Below are 22576 nucleotides of genomic sequence, written 5' to 3' on the forward strand. Positions count from 1 at the left end.
GGAGGGAGTTCCCCCATGCTCGCCGCCCTCGCTTCCAGACTGGCCCAGGCGCTGCTGGTGATGCTCGCCGTCACCGCCATCGCGTTCGTGATGTTCCGCTATGTCGGCGACCCCGTCGCGATGATGAGCCGGGAGGACGCCTCCCCGGCCGAGAAGGCGGAGCTGCGCAAGACGCTCGGCCTCGATCGGCCGGTTCTGCTGCAGTACGGCGAGTTCGTCGGGCGTGTGGCGACAGGCAATCTCGGCGTCAGCTTTCGCAACCAGCGACCCGTGGCCGACCTGCTCGGCGAGCGCCTGCCCGCGACGCTGGAGCTCGTGATCGTGGCCACGATCCTGTCGCTCTCGATCGGCGTGCCCATCGGGGTGCTGTGCGCGCTGAACCCGGAGGGCAAGGCGGCGCGGCTGGTGCAGACGGTGTCGCTGATCGGCATCTCGATGCCGACCTTCGTGACCGGCATCGCGCTGATCCTCGTGTTCGCCGTGATCCTGCGCTGGCTGCCCTCCTTCGGGCGCGGCGACGTTGTGCGGGTCGGCGGCTGGACGACGGGCTTCCTGACGAAGTCCGGCTGGGCCTCGCTGGTGCTGCCCTCGATCACCCTGGCGCTGTACCAGCTCACGCTGATCATGCGGCTGGTGCGGGCCGAGATGATCGACGTGCTGTCGTCGGATTACATCCGCTTCGCCCGGGCGCGCGGTTTGCCGGCGCGCTACATCAATTTCCATCTCGCGCTGCGCAACGCGCTGATGCCGGTCGTCACCGTGACGGGGCTGCAGATCGGCTCGCTGATCGCCTTCGCGATCGTGACCGAGACGGTGTTCCAGTGGCCCGGCATGGGGCTGCTGTTCATTCAGGCCGTGAGCTTCGCGGACGTTCCCGTGATGGCCGCCTACCTGCTGTTCGTCGGCTTCCTGTTCGTGGTCATCAACATGGCGGTGGACCTGATCTACACGATCATCGATCCGCGCCTGCGTACGAGGCGGGCATGAGCGCTCCCAGCATCGAAGCCGCCCCGGTTCTGGCCGAGGCGCCGGCCCCTGCACCGCGCAAGCGCCGCCGGATGCGCATCCCCGCCTCGGTGATCGGCGGAGCCGCGGTGGTGCTCGTGATCGGGCTGGCGGCCGCGCTCGCGCCCTGGATCGCGCCGCACAATCCGCTGGACGTCGGCTCGTTCGACCTCCTGAACGCCGAAATGCCGCCGGCCTTCATGGCCGAGGGCGACAGCCGCTTCTGGCTCGGCACCGACAACCAGGGCCGCGACCTGTTCTCGGCAATGCTGTACGGCGCGCGCGTCTCCATCGCGATCGGCGGCGGAGCCGTGCTGGTCGCCGCCACCGTGGGGGTGATCCTCGGCCTGCTGGCCGGCTACCTCGGCGGCTGGGTGGACGCGCTGATCATGCGCGTCGGCGACGTGATCCTGAGCCTGCCGACCATCCTGCTCGCACTGCTGGTCAGCGGCGTGGCGCGTGCGGTGTTTCCCGAAGCCGGCACGGCGCAATGGGCGCCCGTGATCCTGATCGGCGCCATCGCGATCCACGAATGGGTGCAGTACGCGCGCACCGTGCGGGCCGCCACCATGGTGGAATCCTCCAAGGACTATGTTCGCGCCGCGCGCGTCATGGGGCTGCCGTCGATCCGCATCATGGCGCGCCACATCCTCCCCAACGTGCTCAGCCCCGTGATCGTGATCGCGACCATCAACCTGGCGGCGGCGGTGCTGACCGAGGCGACGCTGTCGTTCCTGGGCGTCGGCATGCCGCCGACCTATCCGTCGCTCGGCACGCTGATCCGCATCGGCAACGAGTTCGTGTTCTCGGGCATCTGGTGGATCGCGACGTTCCCGGCGGCCTTGCTGGTGGTGCTGGTTCTGGGCGTCAACATTGTCGGCGACTGGCTGCGCGACTGGTTCAACCCGAAACGGCAGGCCCGCTGATGAGCCCCCGCCCCCGCCCCGTGGCCGGCGTTCCGGCCCTCGACATCCGAGGCCTGACGGTGGAGTACGGCCAGCCGGGCGAGCCCCCGATGGCGGCCGTGGTCGACACTTCGCTGATCATCATGCCTGGCGAAATTCACGCGCTGGTAGGCGAGTCCGGCGCGGGCAAGACCACGGTCGGCAACGCCCTGATGGGGTTGCTGCAGGCGCCGGGACGGATCACGGCGGGCTCGATCAGCATCGGCGGCAAGGCGGTCGACACCCGCACGGGCCGGACGGAGGGCATCACGCCGGGGCTGGACGTGGGGGCCATCTTCCAGGACCCGATGACCAGCCTGAACCCGCTGTTCACGATCGAGAGCCAGCTCTGCGAGACCATGCGCCATCATCTCAAGCTCAGCCGCGCCGCCGCGCAGGCGCGGGCTCTGGAGCTGATGCGGGCGGTCGGGATCCCGGAGCCGGAGCGGCGGCTGAAATGCTATCCGCACCAGCTTTCCGGCGGGCAGCGCCAGCGCGTCGTGATCGCGGCGGCGTTGTCGTGCGATCCGCAGCTGATCGTCGCCGACGAGCCCACCACGGCGCTGGACGTGTCCGTGCAGGCGCAGATCCTGAAGCTGATCCGCGCGCTCGCGGACGAGCGCGGCGTCGGCATCCTGCTGGTCACGCACAACATGGGCGTGGTCGCGCAGGTCGCCGACACGGTGACGATCATGCTGAAGGGCCGCGTGGTGGAAAGCGGGCCCGTCGCGCAGGTGCTCGGCGCCCCGCGCCACCCTTACGCACGCTCGCTGATCGGCGCCGTGCCGCGCATCGATGTCCGCATGAACCGTCTGCAGGCGCCGTCCGAGGCGACGCCGGCCGCCGATGCGGCGCGCGAGATCGTGCGCGAGCAGATGACGGCCGACACGCAGGCGGCGGGCGGCGCGCTGGAGGTCGAGAACCTCGTGGTCGAGTATGGCGGCCGCTCCTGGCTGCCGGGCCGGACCGCGAAGGCGTTCCGGGCCGTGGACGGCGTGTCGTTCACCGTGCAGCCCGGCGAGATCTTTGGCCTGGTCGGCGAATCCGGCTGCGGCAAGACCACGGTGGCCAACGCCATCGCGGGGCTGGCGACGCCCAAGGAGGGCGCCATCCGGCTGTCCGGCCGCGAGATCGGCGCGCGCGGCAAGCATGGCCGGGCGCTGCAGATGGTGTTCCAGGACCCCTATTCGGCGCTGAACCCGCGGCTGCGGGTGAGCACCGCGCTGTCCGAGCCGATCGCGTTCTACAAGCTCGCCTCCACCCGCGCCGAGGCTGCCGAGGACGCCGCCGTGCTGCTGGAGGCCGTGGGGCTGGACAGGAGCGCCGGCGAGCGCTTTCCGCACGCGTTCTCGGGCGGACAGCGCCAGCGCATCGCGATCGCGCGGGCGCTGGGGCCGCGACCTCGCTTCATGGTGTGCGACGAGCCCACCTCCTCGCTCGACGTGTCCGTGCAGGCCCAGATCCTGAACCTGCTGAAGGACCTGCGCGACCTTACCGGGCTTTCGATGCTGTTCATCAGCCACGACCTCGCGGTGGTTCGCCAGATGTGCGACCGCATCGCCGTGATGCAGGCCGGCCGGATCGTCGAGCTGGCGGAGGCTGAGACGTTGTTTCGCGCGCCCGAGCACGCGTACACGCGCGAGCTCCTGTCGCTCGCTCCCTCCCTCGACAGCATCGCCCGCGCGCCTGCGCCCGCGCTTGGAGCCTGACATGGCCGACATTCTCATCACCGGCGGGGTGCTGATCCCGATCGACGCCGAGCGCCGGATCATCCATGACGGCGCGGTGGCGATCACGGGCGATCGGATCGTGGCGGTCGGCCCGACCGCCGACGTGATGGCGACGCACCAGGCCGACACGGTGATCGACGCGCGCGGCAAGGCGATCCTGCCCGGCCTCATCGACGGGCACGCGCATGCGGGCCACGGCTTGATCAAGACCATGGGCGGCGGCCGCTCGGACCTTTGGTACAAGGCCTGCGAGGGCGCCTACACGGTTGGGTCGACGGAGGGCTTCTGGCACGCGGAGGCGCAGCTCGCCGCCCTGGAGCGCGTGCGCTTCGGCGTCACGACCGGCGTTTCCCTGCTCGGCGGCGGCGACTCGGTGATGCGCACCGATGATCCTTCCTATGGCGAGGCGCATTGCGCCGGCGCGGCGGCGGTGGGCGGGCGCTCGGTGGTGGCGATCGGCCCGACGCGACCGCCGCACCCGCGCACCTATGCGCGCTGGGATGGCGAACGGCGCGACGATTTCCCGGTCTCGTATGAGCGCCAGATGGCGACCTGCACGGACCTGATCGAGCGCCAGCACGGCGCCAATGAGGGCCGCACCCGCATCGCCCTGCTGACGCCGACGCTGCGGACCGAGCATCGGGACGCGATGGCGCCGGACGACTATCGCGAGGCGGTGCGCCAGACGCAGGAAGTCCACGCGCTCGCCAAGGCGCGCGGGCTGGTGTTCACGCAGGATGGCCATGGGCGCGGCAGCATCGCGATGGCGCACGAGATGGGCGTGCTCGGGCCGGAGTCGCTGCTCTCGCATTCGACCGACCTGACCGAGGAGGACTTCCGCGCCTGCGTGGAGACTGACGCGCGCATCGCCCACAATCCGAGCGCCATTGCTTCCATCCTCGGGCGCTGCCCGGCGCCGGAGCTGATGGAGGCCGGCGTGCTGGTCTGCCTCGGCTCGGACGCCACCGCGCCGGATCGGTCGGCCGACATGTTCCGGCACATGCAGCAATGCATGCACTATCACCGCACGCATTTCCGCGATCCGAGCTGGCTGCCGCCGGGCAAGGTGCTGGAAATGTGCACCATCGACGCCGCGCGGGCGCTCGGCGTGGAGGATGAAATCGGCTCGCTGGAAGTCGGCAAGAAGGCCGACGTGATCCTGGTGGACCTGCGGCGGCCGCATCTCTACCCGGCCAACATGCCCGAGTTCCGGCTGACCTATTTCGCCAACGGCAACGACGTCCACACCGTGCTGGTGAACGGCAAAATCGTGCTGCGCGACCGCGCGGCCACGCTGGTGGACGAGGACGCCATCCTGGACGCCGCCCAGGCCGAAACCGAGCGGCTGGTGGAGCGGCTGGGCCTGCGCGATCTCCTGGACACGCCGAAGCACTTCTGGCGCGCCGTGCGCGATCCCGACCAAATCCGCGAGCACTGACCCATGCCGACGACCGAGTTCGACTTCGCGGCGCTTTCGGGCCGTGATCGCTACAAGCTGCTGATCGGCGCCGTGGTGCCCCGGCCCATCGCCTGGGTGACGACGGTGGACCGCGACGGCACCGTCAACGCTGCGCCGTTCAGCTTCTTCAACTGCCTTTCAGCGGATCCGGCCATCCTGGCGCTTGGGGTCGAGTATCGCCCCGACGCGCGCCAGAAGGATACGGGACGCAACATCCGCGACACCCAGTGCTTCACGGTCAACATCGTGTCGGGCGCGCTGCTGGACGCCATGAACGTCACGGCCGTGCCGTTCGAGCCCGGCCAGGACGAACTGGCGCTCGCCGGGCTCACGGCCCGGCCGGGCGTCAAGGTCGCCTGCCCGTCCATCGCCGAGTCCCCGGCCTCTTTCGAGTGCCGGCACCACATCACCCTGTCGATCGGCAATTCGCGCGAGATCATCCTCGGCGAAGTGCTGTACGCGCATCTGCGCAGCGACGTCGTGAACCAGCGGCTGCATGTGGACCCGCTGGCGCTGGACGCCATCGGGCGCATGGGCGGCCATGGCTATGCGACAACCCGCGACGGCTTCGACCTGCCCACCATGAGCGCGGAGGACTGGGCGGAACGCCAGACGCGGTTGAGGCAGAAGGCGCCGGCTGCGCTCTAGGCGGCAGCCGGCGTCCGACGGTCAGCTTTGCGCGGCGCGCGCCGCGTAGAAGGGCCGGATCCGCGCGAAGCTGCGCCAGAATCCTTCGGGCTTGCGGTCTTCCAACGCGGCGACGAGCAGGTCGAGATGGGTGTGCCAGCCGGCCGAAACGCTGGTCGCCATGCCGGGCTTCACGACGCGGCTATGCGTGACGGTTAGGCGCACCTTGTCGCCTTCCTCGGCGAGATCGAAACGGACGTGCGAGGAGTCAGGCTCGGCGCCCCACGTGAAGGCGAGCAATGCGGGCGGCTCGCAGGCCAGCACCTTGCCGGTCAACGTCGAAGGCCCGCCATGCGTCGCGTATTCGGCCGGAGGCGGCTCGTCGTTTTCGGTCAGGGCGTTGTTGTGGAACGCAAGCTCCACAGCGCCACCCTGCGCGAGATCGAGTGGTCCACCCGCCAGCCAGCGGCGGCGCAGATCCGGCTCGGTGATGTAGCGCCAGACCCGCTCGCGGGGGCCAGGCAGGAGGCGCTCGATCCGGATCGCATCGGCGGCGATCGGCTGCGCATAGGCGTCGGCGGGCGTTTCATGCCTTCCCATCGTGATCTCCCTTGTGCTGGTCTTCGGCGTTGAGGATCGCCTCGAGGGCGTCCAGGCGTTCGCTCCAGAAGCGCTGGAAATGGCTGATCCATTCCTGCCCCGCATGCATGGGGGCGGCCTCCAGACGGCAGATATGGCTGCGCCCCTGCACGGTGCGACGGATCAGGCCGGCGTCTTCCAGCACGCGAATATGCTTGGACGCCGCCGCAAGCGACATCGGGAAAGGCTCGGCCAGATCGCCGACCGTCGCCTCGCCGGCGGTGAGCCGGCGCAACATGGCCCGACGGGTCGTGTCGCTCAGTGCATGAAAGACGGCGTCGAGCGCTGGGGCGTTTTGTTCAACCATGTGGTTGAATGTGGTCGAGGCCGGAGCGAATGTCAACCGTTCGGTTTAATATCGAGGGGACAACGGGTGAGCGTCAGGACGCCATTGGCAGGATGCTGCGAGGCTCAGGCGCGTCGGGCCAGGAACTCGGACACGCGGGCGAGCCCCGCCTTCAGGATGGCGGGCGCATTGGCGTAGCCGATGCGGACATGGCCCTCCATTTCCATGGCGGAGCCGGGGGTGAACAGGACGCCGGTCTCCCGCAGCAGCGCGACGCAGAAGTCGCGGGACGGCATGTCGAGATCATATTTCAGCAGAGCCGTGGTGCCGGACCTTGGCCGCACCCATGAGATCAACGGCTCACGCTCGACCCACTCGGCCAGCATGGCGAGATTGCCGCGCGTGATCGCCTGGCTCCGGGCCAGCACCTTGTCGCGGCTTTCAAGCGCCATGGCGGCGAAATAGTCGTCGATCATGCCGACCGAGATAGTGTTGTAGTCGCGATGGTGCATCACGGCCTCGATCGCCTCGCGCGGGGCCACGACCCAGCCGAGGCGCAGCCCTGCCAGCGAGAAGGCCTTGGACATGCCGGCGGTGCTGATGCCTTTCTCGTAGACGTCCGCCATCGAGACCGTCATGCCGGGGCCGTCCTGGTCGGTGCCGCGGTAAACCTCGTCGCACAGCACCCAGGCGTCGTGGGCGCGCGCGATGTCGGCGATCTCCTCCAGCATGGCGCGGTCCATCAGCGCGCCAGTGGGGTTGTTGGGATTGTTGATCGCGATCAGGCGCACGCCGGGCGAGGCGAGTTCGCGCAGTTCGGCGAGATCCGGCAGGTAGGCGTTCTCCTCGCGCAGGCGCAGGTGAACGACCTCGGCGCCGATGCTCTCGGGGATCGAGTAGTGCTGCTGATAGGTCGGGATCACGGAAATCACCCGGTCGCCGCGCGACACCAGCGCCTGGTGGACCAGCGAGTTCGCCCCGATCGTCCCGTGCGTGACCACGATGTTGTCGCGCGCCTGCTTCTCGTACATGGCCCCGATGGCGTCGCGCAGCCGGTCCGATCCCTCGATGGCCCCATAGGTCATCTTCATGGGCAGGAGTTCGGAGAGGGTCTGGTCGTTCCGGCCCGAGAGGGCCAGCAGTTGTTCGATGGTGAGGCTTTCGACGCAGGTCTCGGCGAGGTTGAGCTCGCACTTCAGCTCGAACTCGTTCATCCAGATTTCGACGCCGAAGGGCTCGATGCGCATCATGATCTCCGAATGGCGGCGCGCAGAGCGCGAGAACAGGCCGGCGCCCGGCGGCGCTGCGCTCCTCCATGGCGGCTATTCGGGGTTGTGGTAAAGCCGATTTTTTGCGGAGCGGCGTTGCGGCGCCGTTCAGGCGCGGCGCGCCACGGCGTTGCGCAGGCCGCCCACGGCTTTCAGGATAGCGTAGGTGACGCGGCGCTGCTCGTAGCCGTTCGTGATCGCGTTGTAGCGCGCGGTGTAATAGGAGGTCTGAACCTCCAGGAGCTCGAGCAGGCTGCGCTTGCCGCCCGTAAACTGCTCGCGATAAAGCTCGCGCGCTTTGGCGCTGGCCGAGACGCCCTCCCCCAGCCCCTGCGCCTTGGCGCGTAGGGACGACAGCTGCAGATAGCCCTGGCGAACCGCGAGCTCGACGTCGAGACGGTCCGAGGCGAGGCGCATCTCCGCCTGGGTGATGCGCGCGCTGGCCTGCTCGCGCTTGGCCGAGGACATGCCGCCATCGGCGAGCTTGTAGGTGAGCGTCAGGAGGCCGGTGGCGTCCACCTCCGAACGGGTGCGATTGGCGCGATAGTTCTTTTGCGACGCATCCAGCGTCAGGCCCAGGCGCGGCATGTCGGCGCTGACGATGCTTGAGACTTCGGCCTGCGCGGCGGAGACCGCGATTGATCCAGCCAGCAGTTGCGGGCTGCTCTTGGCCGCCTCGGTCAGCGCCTGCGCGGCGTTCGCGGGTAGCGACGCCTGAAGGGTCGGGGCGGTCTGAAGCCCGTCCGGATCCGTCTGCGCCAGCCTGCGAAACTTCTCGATGGCGACCTTGAGGTCCAGGTCCTGATCAACCACGGTGCTTTCGGCGTCAACGACGCGGGCGCGAACCCGCTTCATGTCCGCCTGGGTCCCGTTGCCGTTCTGCTCGCTCCGGGAAATCAGCGTCTCAATGCCCTGCAGGGCGACGAGGTTCTCCTTGGCGAGGGCCAGCAGCTCCCGGCTTTCCTGCACCTTGACGTAGGCTTGGGCGGCGCTCAGCGCCGCCTCCTCGGCGGCCGCCATAACGCGCAGGGACTGGGCGTCCCGCGCCTTCACGGCGCGATCGAGGTCGGATCGCGAGGCGCCGAAATCATAGATGAGTTGCGAGCCCGACAACGACACGTCGTTTCGCCATGCGCCCGCGACGTTCCGGTCGGCCCAATAGTCGCGGTAGGTCGAGGTATGGAAAGAGCCGTTGAGCGACTGCCCGGTGCCGCCCTGTAGCGAGAGTTGCGGCAGGAACGCGGCGCGCGAAACCGCGACGCCGGCGCCCAGTTCCTGCTCGATCGCCTGGGCGAGGCCGGTTGAGGGGCTGACAGCCAGCGTCCGCCGCATCATCTCGGCGAGACTGAGCTGGCCGCTCCTCTTGGACGCGGCGGCAGGCGGAGACGGGGCTTCGCGATCCGGGGCGGTCGGAGCGGGTGAAACAGGGTCGGCTACGGGCGGCGCAACTTCGATTGCAGTCGGGATCGCTTCGGCCGCGAGAACGAGGGGACAGCCCTCATTTTGACCTGACGCGCTGGGTTCGCATGCAGCGCTGGACATCTTCGTCGTTTGGCAAGCGGACACACACCCGGCCAACGCGAGCACGAGCAGGAGTCTGCTAGACCTTCCGGCGAACGGCAGAGCCTTGCGCAACAGAATCATCTTCCCTCGAACCGGCGGACTCACCCACGCCACCGATATCAAACTCCCTTGATTGTTTTAATAAATGATAAACCATGATTTGCGTTTTCCACGCGTAGCTGGCTGTTACGCAACCCAGCATTTATCGGGATACGAGGAGCAGCTCGCCTGAGACAGCCTTGAAAAACCTGATGCAAATTCTTGAATTAACACTTTTTAATTGCAGCGGTCATATCGTCGCGGACCACCCTTTGCCAAAGGTGCATCCGTGCCCGCTTCCTCTCCGGCTGACGCCAATGCCTCTCTCACCACAGTGATGCTTGGGGAGCCCACCAAGGGTGGTGCTTCAGAGGCCATCGTGGCGCGCCCTGCGCCGGGGTCCGTCGTGGTGGTGGACGGCGCTTCGGGCGCTAAGTTGACCTTCGGCTTCGACCTGGCGGACTGCACGGTTCTGGCGCTGGACGTCGATATCGTGCTCACCTTCCCAGACGGGGCCAAGATCATCCTGCCGAACCTCGGCATGACGGCGGTCGGGCCCAAGCCGCCACAGCTCGCCTTTCTCGCCGGAGAAGTCGACCCACAAACTCTGATCGGCGCGATCTCCGAACTGCATCTTGCGCCTATCCAATCGCTGATCGCGCCCGCGACCGGGGCGGCCGCCCAGACTGACGCCCAGGATGCTCAGAGCCGATCGGCAGGCGAAGGTCCCGGCGTGGATGTGGGGCCGGCCCCGCTGATGCGCATCGCCCGGTTCGCCGCGCCCGAGGAGGGTGCAGCGCCGAAGTTGCCAGAGCAGATCATCAAGACGGCTCTGTTTGAACAGCAACCCATCAAACAACTGGACGGGGGCGGATCGCAGGGGGCTCCCGAAGCGCCCGTCGGACGGCCGGGCAATGACGGGGTGCTGAGGGCCAAGCTCGCCTTCGACCTGTTCAACACCGAAACGAGCATGATGTCGCCGTTGCCGTCCGGCGGCTTCAAGTTCCTCGGCGGCACCGGCGGCCCGACGTCGAGCGTCGCGTCCGACTACGCGGGGCAGAGCGGATCACGCAGGATCACCGGCTCGTCACTGGCTGACGAGATCGCCATCGACAGCCCGACGCTTGCCCATGTGGGGTCGTCCTCGCGCGAGTTCCGCGGCAGCGTTGCGGTGCCGAGTTCCGGCTGGGTCGCCGCACAAGCGACCTTCAAGAACCTGCCGCTCGGCTTCGCGGTCACGAATGCGGTGGACCGCGGCGACGGCACGTTCACGATGATGCTGGACAGCCTCGCCAAGCCAAACCAGATCAGCTTTCTGCTGAGCTATCAGATCCCCGACGACTCCGTCACGCCGGACGCAAACGGTTTCCTGTCGATTTTCGAGATCAGCATCGAGTTCCTGCTGCGGAACTCGGACAATCAAACACGGACAGCCGCCGGCACGCGACTGGTGGGGATCCGTGATGTCCATGGGCGTGCCGACATGGACTTCGTCGACCCGGTGACGGGCGAGCATGTCCTGGTGCTGTGGTCCAACCCGCCCGGTTCTGAAACCGATGCAGGCGCGGGCGACGACACCGTCATCGCCGGCGCAGGCGCGGACACGATCCACGGCGGCGCAGGCGTGGACACCTTGTCCTACCGCCAGTCGAACAGCGGCGTCGCCGTGAACCTCGCGACCGGCGCAGCCTCGGGCGGCTTCGCGCGTGGCGACCATTTCGACGGATTCGAGAACCTGATCGGGTCCGCCAAGGCTGACTCCCTAACGGGAGACGCCGGCGACAACGTGATCGAGGGCGGCGGCTCAGCCGACACCATGGTTGGCGGCGGCGGGCGGGACACGCTCGACTATCGCTCGTCCGCGCAGGGCGTGATCGTGTCCCTCGCATGGAGCGGTCCGCAGCACGGCGGCGACGCCGAGGGCGATCTGGCGACTGGTTTCAGCGCCATCCTGGGCTCGGCGACGGGCGCAAACACGCTGACCGGCAACGCAGCCGCAAACCTTTTGACAGGCGGAGCGGCCAACGACACGTTGAATGGCGGCGCATCGGCGGACACACTCACGGGCGGAGGCGGCAACGACACGGCCGACTACGCGGATTCGACGCTCGGCGTGACCATCGACCTGAACACCGCCACGCAATCGGGAGGCGACGCCCAGGGCGACGTTTTCAACAGCATCGATAGCGTGATCGGCTCGGCGACAGGCGCCAATCACCTGATCGGCACGGCCGGCGCCAATTCGCTCACGGGCGGCGCTGCCAGCGACACGATCGAGGGCGGCGCCGGCGCCGATACGCTTGTTGGCGGCGCCGGCTTCGACACGGTTGACTATACCGGCTCGATCGCCGGGGTGAGTGTGGACCTGCGCTCGGCGGGCGCACAAAGCGGTGGAGACGCCGCCGGGGACGTGCTCTCCGGTTTCGAGGTGGTTCTGGGCTCGCTCACGGGGGCCAATCGGCTGACGGGCGACGCGCTGAACAATGTGCTGGTGGGCGGCAACGCCGAAGATACGTTCGTGGGCGGCGCAGGCGCCGACACGATCATGGGCGGTGGTGGTTTGAACCTCGTCGATTACTCGGCTTCGAACGCGGCCGTGGCGGTCGATCTGAACTCGGCGGCCCAGCAGCACGGCGGCGAGGCCGAGGGGGATATCCTCGCCAACATCAAGAACGTGATCGGCTCTGCGTATGGCGACACGCTGCGCGGAACGTCCGGCGCCAACTCGATCCTCGGCGGCGGTGGCGACGACACGATCGTAGGCTTGGACGGCGGCGATACGCTGGACGGCGGCGCTGGATCCGACGTCGTCGACTACAGCGCACTCGGAGCCATCGACCGCGTCGTTGTGCTCGGCCCGAACGGAAGCGCCACGTCTTCGGCCGGAACGGACCTGTTGATCAGCATCGAGAACCTGATCTCCGGCGGCGGCAGCGACAGCATCGTGACCGATTCCCTGTCCGCACACATGATCGACGGCGGCGCCGGCGACGACTCCATTCGAAGCGGCAGCCTGAACGATACGCTGATAGGCGGGGAAGGCGCGGACACGTTGTTGGGCGGCGCCGGCTCCAACCTGCTTCTGGGCGGAGCCACCACGGCCGACTATGACATGGCGAGCGCTGGCGCGCAGGACGTGATCGACTATGGCTGGCTCACTGCGGCGGTGGCGGCCAACGGCGTCAACGGCGGCGTGCGGGTCACACTCGGGGCCGGCGCCTCGACGGTCGATAACGGAACCGGAACGGACACGATTTCCGGTTTCTCAGGCGCGTTTGGGTCGCAGTTCAGCGACACGCTCACGGGCGACGCCTATGCGAATCGCATCGACGGGCGTGGCGGCGACGACACGATCCTGGCGGGTGCGGGGGCGGACACCGTCATCGGCGGGGCCGGCGTCGATCTGGTCAGCTATGCGAGCTCAGCCGCCGGAGTGACGGTCGACCTCACGCTTTCGATCGCCCAGTCCGGCGGCGATGCGCAAGGCGACATCCTCACCGAGATCGAAAACATCACGGGCTCCGCGGCGGCGTCGAACAGGCTCACCGGCGATGCGCGCGCGAACGCGCTTACGGGCGGCGCGGCGGCCGACACGCTGATCGGCGGCGCGGGAGCCGATACGCTCACCGGCGGCGGCGGCGCCGACATCGCCGACTACTCGACTTCGGCTCTGGGCGTGAACGTCGACCTCACCATCGCGACCGCACAATCGGGCGGCGACGCGGCGGGCGATGTTCTGTCCGGCATCGACAACGTGACGGGCTCGCTGCTCGGGGCGAACCGCATCAAGGGCGATAGCGCGGCCAACCTGCTCACGGGCGGCGGCGCCGACGACACCTTGATCGGGGGCGGTGGAGCAGACACGCTCATCGGCGGCAATGGCCTCGATACGGCCGATTATTCCGCCTCGGCGGTGGGCGTCACCGTCGACCTGCGGTTGGCGACCTCACAATCGGGCGGCGATGCGGCCGGCGACACCTTGTCGAGCATCGAGAACGTGGTCGGGTCCGCAACAGCGGCCAACCGGCTGACCGGCAACACGGCCGCGAACGTGCTGACGGGCGGCGGCGGCGACGACACTCTGGCAGGCGGAGTCGGGGCTGACACGTTGATTGGCGGCGCGGGTCTGGATACGGCAGATTACGGCTCGTCCACAGCAGGCGTCACGGTCGACCTGACGCTCGCCACCTCCCAGGCGGGCGGCGATGCGGCGGGCGACGTGCTCTCGGGCGTCGAGAACGTGACCGGCTCCAGCACGGCGGCCAATTGGCTCAAAGGCGACGGGCTCGCGAACGTGCTCACCGGCGGCGCTGGCGACGACACCTTCTTGGGCGGCATCGGCGCGGACTCGATGACCGGCGGCGGCGGCGTAGACGTAGTGGACTACTCGGCTTCGGCGGCTGGCGTCACCGTGAACCTCGCCTCAGCGACAGGACAGTCCGGCGGCGATGCGGCCGGAGACGTGCTGGCCGGGATCGAGAACGTCCTGGGGTCAGCGTTCTCGTCAAACCGACTGACCGGCGACGGCTTCAGCAACGCGCTCACGGGCGGCGTGGCGAACGATACGCTGGCCGGCGGAGGCGGCGCCGACACTCTCACGGGCGGCGGCGGGATCGATCTGGCCGACTATTCCGCCTCTGCGGCCGGCGTCACCGTGGACCTTTCCCTCGCCACGTCGCAATCGGGCGGCGATGCGCAGGGAGACATCCTGGCCGGCATCGCCAACGTCACCGGCTCCTCCACGGCCGCCAATCGGCTTGCCGGCGATGCCGGCGCGAACCTGCTCACGGGCGGCGCGGCGGACGACACCTTCGTGGGCGGCCTCGGCGCCGACACCATGGTGGGTCTGGGTGGAGCGGGCGATGTCGTCGACTATTCCGCGGGTGGCGGCGTCACGGTCGACCTGCGCAACAATTTCAGCGGCCAGACCGGCGGCTTTGCGGCGGGCGACATTCTGCTGGGCGTCGAACATGTGATCGGCTCGGCAACCGCAGCCAACCGGCTCACGGGCGACGACGCGGCGAACAGCCTCGTCGGCGGCTCGGCCAACGACACCCTGGTCGGCGGACTCGGGGCCGATACGCTGGCGGCCGGGGGCGGAAGCGCCGACCTTGCCGACTACTCGGCTTCAGCTTCGGGCGTCATGGTCGACCTCACGATCAGTTCGGCGCAGACGGGCGGGGACGCCGGAGGCGACGTGCTGTCGGGCGTCGAATACGTCACCGGCTCGACGACGGGCGCGAACAGGCTGACGGGCGACGGCGCAGCCAACAGCCTCGTGGGCGGATCGGCGGACGACACGCTCAGCGGCGGCGGCGGAGCCGATACGCTGGTGGGCGGGCTCGGGACGGACCTTGCGGACTACGCATCGTCCACCCTCGGCGTGACGGTGGACCTTTCGCTGGCCACGTCCCAGGCGGGCGGCGATGCAGCGGGAGACATACTGTCGGGCATCGAAACGTCACCGGCTCGGCCACCGCCGCAAACCGCCTGACGGGCGACGCCAACGCCAACGTGCTGACGGGCGGCGCGGGCGAGGACACCTTCGTGGGCGGCGCCGGCGCGGACACGCTGCTGGGCCTCGGGGGCCTAGCCGACGTGGTCGACTACTCGGCCGGCGCGGGCGTCACGGTCGACCTGCGAAACACCACCACCGGCCAGGCCGGCGGGCTGGCGGTGGGCGACGTGCTGTCGGGCATCGAATTCGTCATCGGATCGGCCACCCAGGCGAATAGCCTCACGGGCGACTCCGCGGCCAACTCGCTGGTGGGCGGCGCGGCCGCCGACACCTTCGGGGGCAGCGCAGGGGCCGACACCATGGATGGCGGCTCGGGCGGCCTCGACCTCGTCAACTATTCCACCTCGGGCGCGGGGGTGACAATCGATCTCAGCCTGGCGACCTCCCAGACCGGCGGGGACGCGGCTGGCGATATCCTGCGCAACATCGACGTGGTGATCGGCGCGTCGGGTTTCGCCAACAGCTTCAAGGGCAGCGGCGCGGGTGAAAGCTTCACGGGCGGAGCCCTGAACGACACGGTGCGCGGCTCGGCGGGGGCGGACAGTTTCGCGGGCGGCGCCGGCGGCGGCGACGTCGCCGACTATTCGGCCGGCTCCGGCGTGACGGTGGATCTTACCAACACCACCACCGGCCAGGCGGGCGGCCTCGCGGCCGGCGACGTGCTGTCGGGCGTCGAACATGTGATCGGCTCGACCACGGGCGCCAACTGGCTCAAGGGCGACGGCAACGCGAACAGCCTGGTTGGCGGGTCGGCCAACGACACGCTGATGGGCGGCGCCGGAGCCGACACGCTGGTGGGCGGAGCCGGAACGGCGGACGTGGCGAATTATTCCACCTCGGTGGCGGGCGTCACCGTCGACCTCAGTTCAACGGCTTCGCAGACGGGCGGGGACGCTGAGGGCGACGTGCTTTCGGGCATGGAAAACGTCATCGGCTCGCTGACCGGCGCGAACGTTCTGAAGGGCGACGCCAACGCAAATTCGATTGTAGGCGGCAATGCCAACGACACACTGATCGGCAGCGCCGGCGCGGACACGATGGACGGTGGCTCGGGCTTCGATACCGCCGACTACTCGGCCTCCACGACCGGCATCACCGTCGACCTCAAAGTCCCGGGCAGCATCACCGGCGGGGATGCGACGGGTGACGTCCTGATCGGGATCGAGAGCGTGACGGGGTCGGCGACGGCCGCAAACCGCTTCACGGGCGACGCCGCCGCCAACCTGCTGACGGGCGGCGCAGGCGCGGACACGATCACGGGCGGGCTCGGGGCGGACACGCTGGTCGGCGGCGCGGGCAATGACACGCTTTCCGGCGGCGGCGACGACGACGTGCTCGTAGCCGGAGCCGGAACGGATACGCTCGACGGAGGCGCGGGGATTGACACCGCCGACTACTCCACCTCGGCGAGCGCCGTCTATGTGGACCTCAACCTCAGCACGTCCCAGATCGGCGGCGACGCGGCCGGCGACATCTTGGCCAACATCGAAAACGTCACCGGCGCGGCGACGGCGACGGCCGGCGCGTGGAGCGTGTATTCAGGCAGCACACCTTCGACCATCGTGAACTTCATCACCGGAACAGCCGGCCAGAACGTCATCACGGGCGGGGGGGGATCGGACATCCTGTTCGGCGAGAACCTCATTCGAAACGGCGGCGGCAACGGGAGCGCCTGGGGGTGGTCGGGCGCGGCCGTGGAAGCCGGGCCCGGCGGGCTCTACCTGGGGCGGGGAGCATTCACCACGGGCACCGCCACCCAGACGGTCAATGTTGTGGCGGGCGAAACCTACACGCTCAGCTTCGACGCCATGCGTGTTGGAGCCGGCACCGGGGGCACGGCGCTCAGCGTCTCCGTGACAGGCGGAGCCGCGCTCAGCCAGACCACGACGGCGCTCGGCCTCAACGTCCTGTCGAACTACTCCTACACGTTCACGGCGACCACCACGGGCGCCGCAACCGTCAGCCTTTCGATGACGGCCAACAGCAGCGTCGACGTCAGCCTCAACGACGTCCAGATCACGGCCGCAAGCTCGGCCGGCGACACCATGAATGGCGGCGGTGGCGACGACAGCGTCATGGGCGGCGGCGGCGCGGACCTGATCGACGGTGGATCGGGCAATGACTGGATGCGTGGCGAGACCGGGAACGACACATTCCTGGGCGGAGCCGGCAATGACACCATGATGGGCGGCGCAGGCGCCGATACGGTCACGTATGCGACGTCGACGCAGGGCGTGACCGTCAGCCTCTCCCTCGGAACCACCCAGACTGGCGGCGACGCGGCGGGCGACGTGCTGATCGGCGTCGAGAACGTGGTGGGATCGGCCACGGCGGCGAACAAGCTGACGGGCGACGCCAACGCCAACATGCTCACGGGCGGCTCAGGCGCGGACACGTTTATCGGCGGAGCGGGCGCGGACACGCTGAACGGTGGCGCCGGAGTCGACACCGTCGACTACAACTCCAACACGGTCGCGAACGGAACCTTCGACACGAGCACGGGCTGGACCACGGGCAGCAACGTCACGATCGCGGCCGGCGTGGTCACCACGGCAAGCGCCACTTCAATCGTCTACCAGACCAATGTGCTCACCGTCGGCCAGACCTATACGGTGTCGTTCGACTACACGAGAACGAGCGGCTCCGTTCTCAGGATCACCAACGGTACGGTTAATGGAACCAACATCGTCTACACCTCTGGCGCCCTGGGCGCCTCGGGCACCGTCACGGCGACTTTTGTGGCGACCGGAACCGCGCTGTCGATCGAGGCGAGCGGCTCGAGCTTCACGGGCACCATCGACAACGTGGTGGCCGCCACCGGCTCATCGACTCCCTTCACGATTGATCTCGCGGCCGGAGCGGCCAGCGACGGCGACGTGCTGAGCTCGATCGAGAACGTCGTCGGAAACGCGCTCACGCAGAATATCCTGCGCGGCGACGGACAAGCCAATGCGCTCACGGGCGGCACGCTGGATGACACGTTGGCGGGCGGCGCTGGAGCCGACACGTTGGATGGCGGCGCGGGATTGGATTTGGCGGATTACGCGAGTTCGACGGCCGGCGTGACCGTGAACCTCGGCGTGAGCACCTCCCAGTCGGGCGGCGACGCACAGGGCGACATCCTGCTCAACATCGAGAACGTGACTGGCTCCGCGACCGCAGCCAATGTCCTGACTGGATCGAGCACAGCCAATTCCTTGGTAGGCGGCGCTGGCAACGACACGATGGATGGCGGATCCGGCGACGACGTTCTGGTTGGTGGCGCAGGCGCTGACCGCATCACCGGCAGCGCCTGCAATGACACGGCCAGTTACGCCACCTCCTCAGCGGGCGTAAGCATTGACCTGAGCCTGAGCGGAGCGGCTCAGCAGGGCTCGCGAACGCTGGCGGACCCTCTGCCAAATGGTGGCGGCGCCAAGACGGTCACGCTGGGCGGCGGCGACGCACAAGGCGACATCCTGACCGGCATCGAGACCATCGTCGGCTCAAGCTTCAACGATACCATCGTGGCGGCGGCCGGGGTGGTCCAGACAATCTATGGCGGAGCAGGCAACGACTATCTCAGCAACGGAAACGGCACATTTTCTTTTGTGAATACATTTGTGGGCGGCTTAGGCGACGACATCTACTACAGCCCGACGAGTTCTGTAACGATCACAGAACTTGCCGGTGAAGGCATCGATACGGTGATCACGAACAGGACCGCTGGCTGGACTTTAGGCGCTAACCTTGAAAACCTCATCTATGTCGGCACGCAGGCTGTATTCCTATTCGGCAACAGTCTCGACAATGTCATGACGGGCTACACGGCTAGTGAGTCGCTCGACGGTGCGGCCGGCAACGACACGCTGATCGGCGGCGCGGGCGCGGACAGCCTCGTGGGCGGGGCAGACACCGACACGGCCAGCTACGCGACGTCCACGCTTGGAGTCACCGTGAACCTCACGCTCTCGACCTCGCAATCGGGCGGCGACGCCCAGGGCGACATTCTTTCTGGGATCGAGAATGTGATCGGCTCGTCGGCGGGCTCCAACGTCCTCACAGGCACGACAAGCGCAAACGCGCTCACGGGCGGCGCGCTGGCCGACACGCTGATCGGCGGCGGTGGAGCGGACACGCTGTCGGGCGGCGCCGGAAACGACGCGTTCACGATCGACGGCAGCTCGCTGACGATCGGGGCGCGCATCGACGGCGGAACCAACACCGATACGGTCACGATCGCGGCGAGTTCGGGGTCGTCCTTCTCGGGCGCTGACCTGGCGGCGGCGCTCACCAACGTGGAGGTGCTCGACTTCCGGCAGACAGGCGTAAACGCCAACTTGACGTTAAGCGGCGCGCAGATCGCCGCCATGACGGACTCCGGCAAGGACCTGACGATCAACACCAATCTCTCGGGCGGCGACGTGATCGCGATCGCGGACGCGGGGAGCCGTTATGTCAGCTCGGTCTCGGGTAGCACCACGAACTACGACATTTACGCCGACGACGCCCATACGACGTTGCTCGCCAAGCTGCATGTGATCGCGGCGTAAGGGAGCGCGGCCCGTCAAAACGGCCGCGCTCACAGCGTCTTAACCTTTATCAATTCAAATGACCCCACTGGATTAGCAGAGTGGTGGTTGGAGTATGGCCGGAGCAGCGAGCGGCGAAGAGGAAAACTACTGGCCGGGCTACGTCGACGCGCTGACCACCATGCTGATGGTGCTCACCTTCGTGATGATGGTGCTCGGCATCGTGGTGTTCACGCTGTCGCAGAATGTCTCCAAGAACGTCGTTGCGGGCGTCGCGCAGGCTCTGAACATCGATACGTCGGGCCTCGATGCAAGGACGCCCGAGGCTCTCCGGCAAGCCGTGATCGAAGCCTTGAAGGAGAAGCTGGCGCATCCGGCGCACCCGCCGCCAACTCCGGGCGCGCCAACCCTCGCCCGGGCGGCCGAAGAACCGGCTCCCGTCCAGGAGCCTTCTCGCACGCCCAACGGGCCGGCCCTGCCGACCTTCGCGTCGGGCGCGCCCACGCTTCCGCCCAGCCCCGCAGCCGCATCCACGTCCGCCGGCGCCGCCCCCTCGCCGGGCGCAGACCAACTCGCCAGCTTGCCGCTTCCAGATGAGGCCGCATTGCAGGGCGCCGGCCGTGACAAGATCATCCAGAACGAATCTCTCCCAGCCGAGGCTCGGCGCGAAAAGCCCGCGAGCCTCACCGAGGCGGGCGACGGGCTGAAGATTGTCTTCAAGAACGGCGCCGTCCAGCTCGACCAGACCGGTTCAAACGAGCTCCAGAATTATGCGCGCCTGTTCGAGCCGGGATCCTTCGTGGTGCGGGCCTCGGCGTTCGTGGCGAACACCGGCGCCACAGATGCACGGCGCCGCGCCTACTACCGGGCGATGCTGGTGCGCGAACGCATCATCCAGATCGGCCTCCCCGCCAGCCGGATCGTCGTGGAGGTTCGCGACGACGCCACCTCTGACGCCCAGGATCTCGTTCTCGTCATCGGCCGCAACAGGGGCGTGAAATGACGCCCGTTCCCGCCCCCCAGCCGCACAGGCGGACTACTCCATGAAAAAGATCATCCTCGTCCAGTTCCTCCGGATTGCGTTGGTTTTCGGGGCCCTTGTCGGCCTGGTGCTGTGGCAAAACCACTTCATCATGAGCGGCATCAACTCGAACCCGTATCTCAACGCGCTGATCATCTCGGTCTTCGGGTTCGGCGCCTTTCTGGCGATCAAGAGCCTGTTCGGCCTGCGCAACGACGTGAAGGCGTTCGCGGCGCTGAAGGACATCTACGACGAGATACAGCGCGAGCGGCATGACCCGCATGTCGACCAGCGCCAGCGTCGGCTCAGCCTGTGCCTGACGCCCGGCGTGGTCTACCGCTCGCCCGATCTCCTGGGCCACGTGTTCGACCTGACGCTGGACGAGCTGCTGCGCACCCGGCACATGCGCATCTCCATTGCGACGATGCAGCACCTTCTGAACGCCATCGACACCCGGATGGCGCACCAGCGGTCGCTCATGGGCTACCTGACCGGCCTGAGCGTTTTCCTCGGCCTCATCGGAACCTTCATCGGACTGATGGAGATGGTGGGCTCGGTCGGCGGCATCATCGGCGGGCTCGCCAGCGGCGACTCCGCCTCCGCGGACTCGATCAAGCGGCTGATCCACGATCTCGAAGCGCCGCTGGTCGGCATGGCGACGGGCTTCTCCTGCTCGCTGTTCGGCCTGTTCGGATCGCTGATGCTCGGCCTGTTCGGCCGGTTCGTGAGCACGGCTGCGCACGGCGTGAAGGAGGAATTCGAGAGCTGGCTCGCCGGCATCGCGCAGATCGAGACTCGACAAAACGAAGGCGCAGGCGCCTCCGACGCTTCCGCCCTGCCCCATGTGGCCGCCATGTCGGGCGACCTCGCGGTCGCGATCGCGCAAGCCGGCGACGCGATCTCGCAGGTCTCGACGACGCTGCGCCGCGTGTCCGAACGCCAGGATTTCCAGGCGGATTTGCTGGAGCGCACGTGCCGCCTGCTCACGCAAGCGGCCGAGACCGACCGGGCGTCTCTGCAGGCGCTGCAACGGACCGAGGCCATCGGCCAGGAACTGGCGGCTCTGCGCGAGGAGGTCTCCCGGCAGACCGCGGGGCTGCGCATCGCGGTGAACAACGGCTTCGAGCAGGTGGCCCGGCTGGCGCACGAGCAGCGGCTGGAGAACCAGGACGCCTTTGCGACGATGGCGGGCCTGCAGGAGCACGGCGCCGCAATCCTGCGCCAGGTCCAGGCCGACGCCTCGGCCCGGGCTCTGGAGCCCATGATGGCGGACCAGATCGCCGGCTCGGTGGCGGCCGGCGTCGGCGACCTCGCGAGCGCGCTGGACGGCGTGGTCAGGGAGGTTGGCCGCGAGCTCGCACGCTTGTCCGACGAGCAGCGCGCCACCACGATCGCGATGTCGCGCAGCAGCTCGCCTGAAATCACCTCCGAGTTGCGCGTGCTCGGGCAATCGCTCCAGGACGGCCTGACGGATGGCCTCACCGAAGTGTCGCGGGCCATGGAGCAGGCGTTCTCGTCCTTCGCGGCAATCGCCCGCCAGCACGCCAACGAAACCCGGGAGCGTTTCGCGCCTCCGGCTGAACGCTCGGCCTAAGGGGAGCCAACCATGCCCGCACGCAACGCGTCCATCCTCTCCGCCATCTCCAGGCTCTTCGACGGCCAGAGCGCCGTGAAGCGGGCCTACCCGCGAAGCGCCTGCCGCATCGCGGCCCGGCTCGAACTGCCCGAAAAGGCGTTGTCGATCGACGGCATGATCGTCGAAGCCTCCCGGGGTGGCATCCTGTTTCGCGAGGCCTCGCGCTACATCCTCGACCGGCGCGGCGCCACCGTGGTGGTGCATCTCCCGGGCCTGGAGATCAAAGGCGACATCGTCAACGTATCGCCCCTGGGCTACGGCGTTCGCCTGTCCCAGCTCATCAGCGAGGACGCCTTGGGCGAGCTTCTGGCCCGAAGGGCGGCCGCCTAG

The 22576-nt window shown here is 68.1% G+C and carries 14 protein-coding genes; 10 read left to right on the forward strand and 4 right to left on the reverse strand.

Annotation, left to right across the window (positions count from 1 at the left end; genetic code table 11):
* Positions 1-15 precede the first annotated feature (15 nt).
* From AC1DSZ_RS06335 to AC1DSZ_RS06355, 5 genes are all read left to right on the forward strand, one after another.
* On the forward strand, positions 16-987 hold the full coding sequence (locus AC1DSZ_RS06335) for an ABC transporter permease (protein WP_476837535.1): 972 nt from the start codon (positions 16-18) through the stop codon (positions 985-987).
* 71 nt (positions 988-1058) lie between these two features.
* On the forward strand, positions 1059-1931 hold the full coding sequence (locus AC1DSZ_RS06340) for an ABC transporter permease (RefSeq protein WP_476837801.1): 873 nt from the start codon (positions 1059-1061) through the stop codon (positions 1929-1931).
* A complete protein-coding gene (locus tag AC1DSZ_RS06345; RefSeq protein WP_476837536.1) occupies positions 1931-3658 on the forward strand; it encodes a dipeptide ABC transporter ATP-binding protein in 1728 nt (575 codons plus the stop codon). The genes AC1DSZ_RS06340 and AC1DSZ_RS06345 overlap by 1 nt, the downstream gene beginning before the upstream one ends.
* A gap of 1 nt (position 3659) precedes the next feature.
* On the forward strand, positions 3660-5117 hold the full coding sequence (locus AC1DSZ_RS06350; RefSeq protein WP_476837537.1) for an amidohydrolase family protein: 1458 nt from the start codon (positions 3660-3662) through the stop codon (positions 5115-5117).
* A 3-nt stretch (positions 5118-5120) separates the two neighbouring features.
* Complete coding sequence (locus AC1DSZ_RS06355; protein ID WP_476837538.1) at positions 5121-5786, forward strand: flavin reductase family protein; 666 nt, start codon at positions 5121-5123, stop codon at positions 5784-5786.
* Positions 5787-5807: 21 nt separating this feature from the next.
* Here the strand turns inward: AC1DSZ_RS06355 and AC1DSZ_RS06360 are convergent, their stop codons facing one another.
* The 4 genes from AC1DSZ_RS06360 to AC1DSZ_RS06375 all read right to left on the reverse strand — a co-directional run bounded on the left by AC1DSZ_RS06360 (position 5808) and on the right by AC1DSZ_RS06375 (position 9290).
* On the reverse strand, positions 5808-6365 hold the full coding sequence (locus tag AC1DSZ_RS06360) for an SRPBCC family protein (protein WP_476837539.1): 558 nt from the start codon (positions 6363-6365) through the stop codon (positions 5808-5810).
* A complete protein-coding gene (locus AC1DSZ_RS06365) occupies positions 6352-6711 on the reverse strand; it encodes an ArsR/SmtB family transcription factor (protein WP_476837540.1) in 360 nt (119 codons plus the stop codon). Before AC1DSZ_RS06365 ends, AC1DSZ_RS06360 begins: the two co-directional genes overlap by 14 nt.
* Before the next feature lie 104 nt (positions 6712-6815).
* Positions 6816-7937, reverse strand: coding sequence for an aminotransferase (locus AC1DSZ_RS06370; protein ID WP_476837541.1), 1122 nt, complete (start codon positions 7935-7937; stop codon positions 6816-6818).
* Positions 7938-8066: 129 nt separating this feature from the next.
* Positions 8067-9290: a TolC family protein gene (locus AC1DSZ_RS06375; protein ID WP_476837542.1), complete on the reverse strand. Its 1224-nt coding sequence runs from the start codon at positions 9288-9290 to the stop codon at positions 8067-8069.
* A 559-nt stretch (positions 9291-9849) separates the two neighbouring features.
* On the opposite strand from AC1DSZ_RS06375, the gene AC1DSZ_RS06380 reads away from it, so the two are divergent.
* The 5 genes from AC1DSZ_RS06380 to AC1DSZ_RS06400 all read left to right on the forward strand — a co-directional run bounded on the left by AC1DSZ_RS06380 (position 9850) and on the right by AC1DSZ_RS06400 (position 22576).
* Positions 9850-15054 carry a beta strand repeat-containing protein gene (locus AC1DSZ_RS06380; RefSeq protein ID WP_476837543.1) on the forward strand — a complete coding sequence of 1735 codons (5205 nt, stop codon included), beginning with the start codon at positions 9850-9852 and terminating at the stop codon, positions 15052-15054.
* Between the two features lie 20 nt (positions 15055-15074).
* The gene (locus AC1DSZ_RS06385) at positions 15075-19610 is read left to right on the forward strand and encodes a beta strand repeat-containing protein (protein ID WP_476837544.1); all 4536 of its coding nucleotides are present in this window, start codon (positions 15075-15077) and stop codon (positions 19608-19610) included.
* Between the two features lie 94 nt (positions 19611-19704).
* Positions 19705-20592 carry a hypothetical protein gene (locus AC1DSZ_RS06390; protein ID WP_476837545.1) on the forward strand — a complete coding sequence of 296 codons (888 nt, stop codon included), beginning with the start codon at positions 19705-19707 and terminating at the stop codon, positions 20590-20592.
* Positions 20593-20632: 40 nt separating this feature from the next.
* A complete protein-coding gene (locus AC1DSZ_RS06395) occupies positions 20633-22204 on the forward strand; it encodes a hypothetical protein (RefSeq protein WP_476837546.1) in 1572 nt (523 codons plus the stop codon).
* A 12-nt stretch (positions 22205-22216) separates the two neighbouring features.
* Positions 22217-22576, forward strand: coding sequence for a PilZ domain-containing protein (locus AC1DSZ_RS06400; RefSeq protein WP_476837547.1), 360 nt, complete (start codon positions 22217-22219; stop codon positions 22574-22576).

The organism is Alsobacter sp. P4_H11 (genome assembly GCF_056400925.1).

What these genes read in the sequence shown, in the direction of transcription:
- AC1DSZ_RS06335 (WP_476837535.1), top strand. Translation starts at nt 16, where the DNA reads ATGCTCGCCGCCCTCGCTTCCAGACTGGCCCAGGCGCTGCTGGTGATG.
- AC1DSZ_RS06340 (WP_476837801.1), top strand. Translation starts at nt 1,059, where the DNA reads ATGCGCATCCCCGCCTCGGTGATCGGCGGAGCCGCGGTGGTGCTCGTG.
- AC1DSZ_RS06345 (WP_476837536.1), top strand. Translation starts at nt 1,931, where the DNA reads ATGAGCCCCCGCCCCCGCCCCGTGGCCGGCGTTCCGGCCCTCGACATC.
- AC1DSZ_RS06350 (WP_476837537.1), top strand. Translation starts at nt 3,660, where the DNA reads ATGGCCGACATTCTCATCACCGGCGGGGTGCTGATCCCGATCGACGCC.
- AC1DSZ_RS06355 (WP_476837538.1), top strand. Translation starts at nt 5,121, where the DNA reads ATGCCGACGACCGAGTTCGACTTCGCGGCGCTTTCGGGCCGTGATCGC.
- AC1DSZ_RS06360 (WP_476837539.1), bottom strand. Translation starts at nt 6,365, where the DNA reads ATGGGAAGGCATGAAACGCCCGCCGACGCCTATGCGCAGCCGATCGCC.
- AC1DSZ_RS06365 (WP_476837540.1), bottom strand. Translation starts at nt 6,711, where the DNA reads ATGGTTGAACAAAACGCCCCAGCGCTCGACGCCGTCTTTCATGCACTG.
- AC1DSZ_RS06370 (WP_476837541.1), bottom strand. Translation starts at nt 7,937, where the DNA reads ATGCGCATCGAGCCCTTCGGCGTCGAAATCTGGATGAACGAGTTCGAG.
- AC1DSZ_RS06375 (WP_476837542.1), bottom strand. Translation starts at nt 9,290, where the DNA reads ATGCGGCGGACGCTGGCTGTCAGCCCCTCAACCGGCCTCGCCCAGGCG.
- AC1DSZ_RS06390 (WP_476837545.1), top strand. Translation starts at nt 19,705, where the DNA reads ATGGCCGGAGCAGCGAGCGGCGAAGAGGAAAACTACTGGCCGGGCTAC.
- AC1DSZ_RS06395 (WP_476837546.1), top strand. Translation starts at nt 20,633, where the DNA reads ATGAAAAAGATCATCCTCGTCCAGTTCCTCCGGATTGCGTTGGTTTTC.
- AC1DSZ_RS06400 (WP_476837547.1), top strand. Translation starts at nt 22,217, where the DNA reads ATGCCCGCACGCAACGCGTCCATCCTCTCCGCCATCTCCAGGCTCTTC.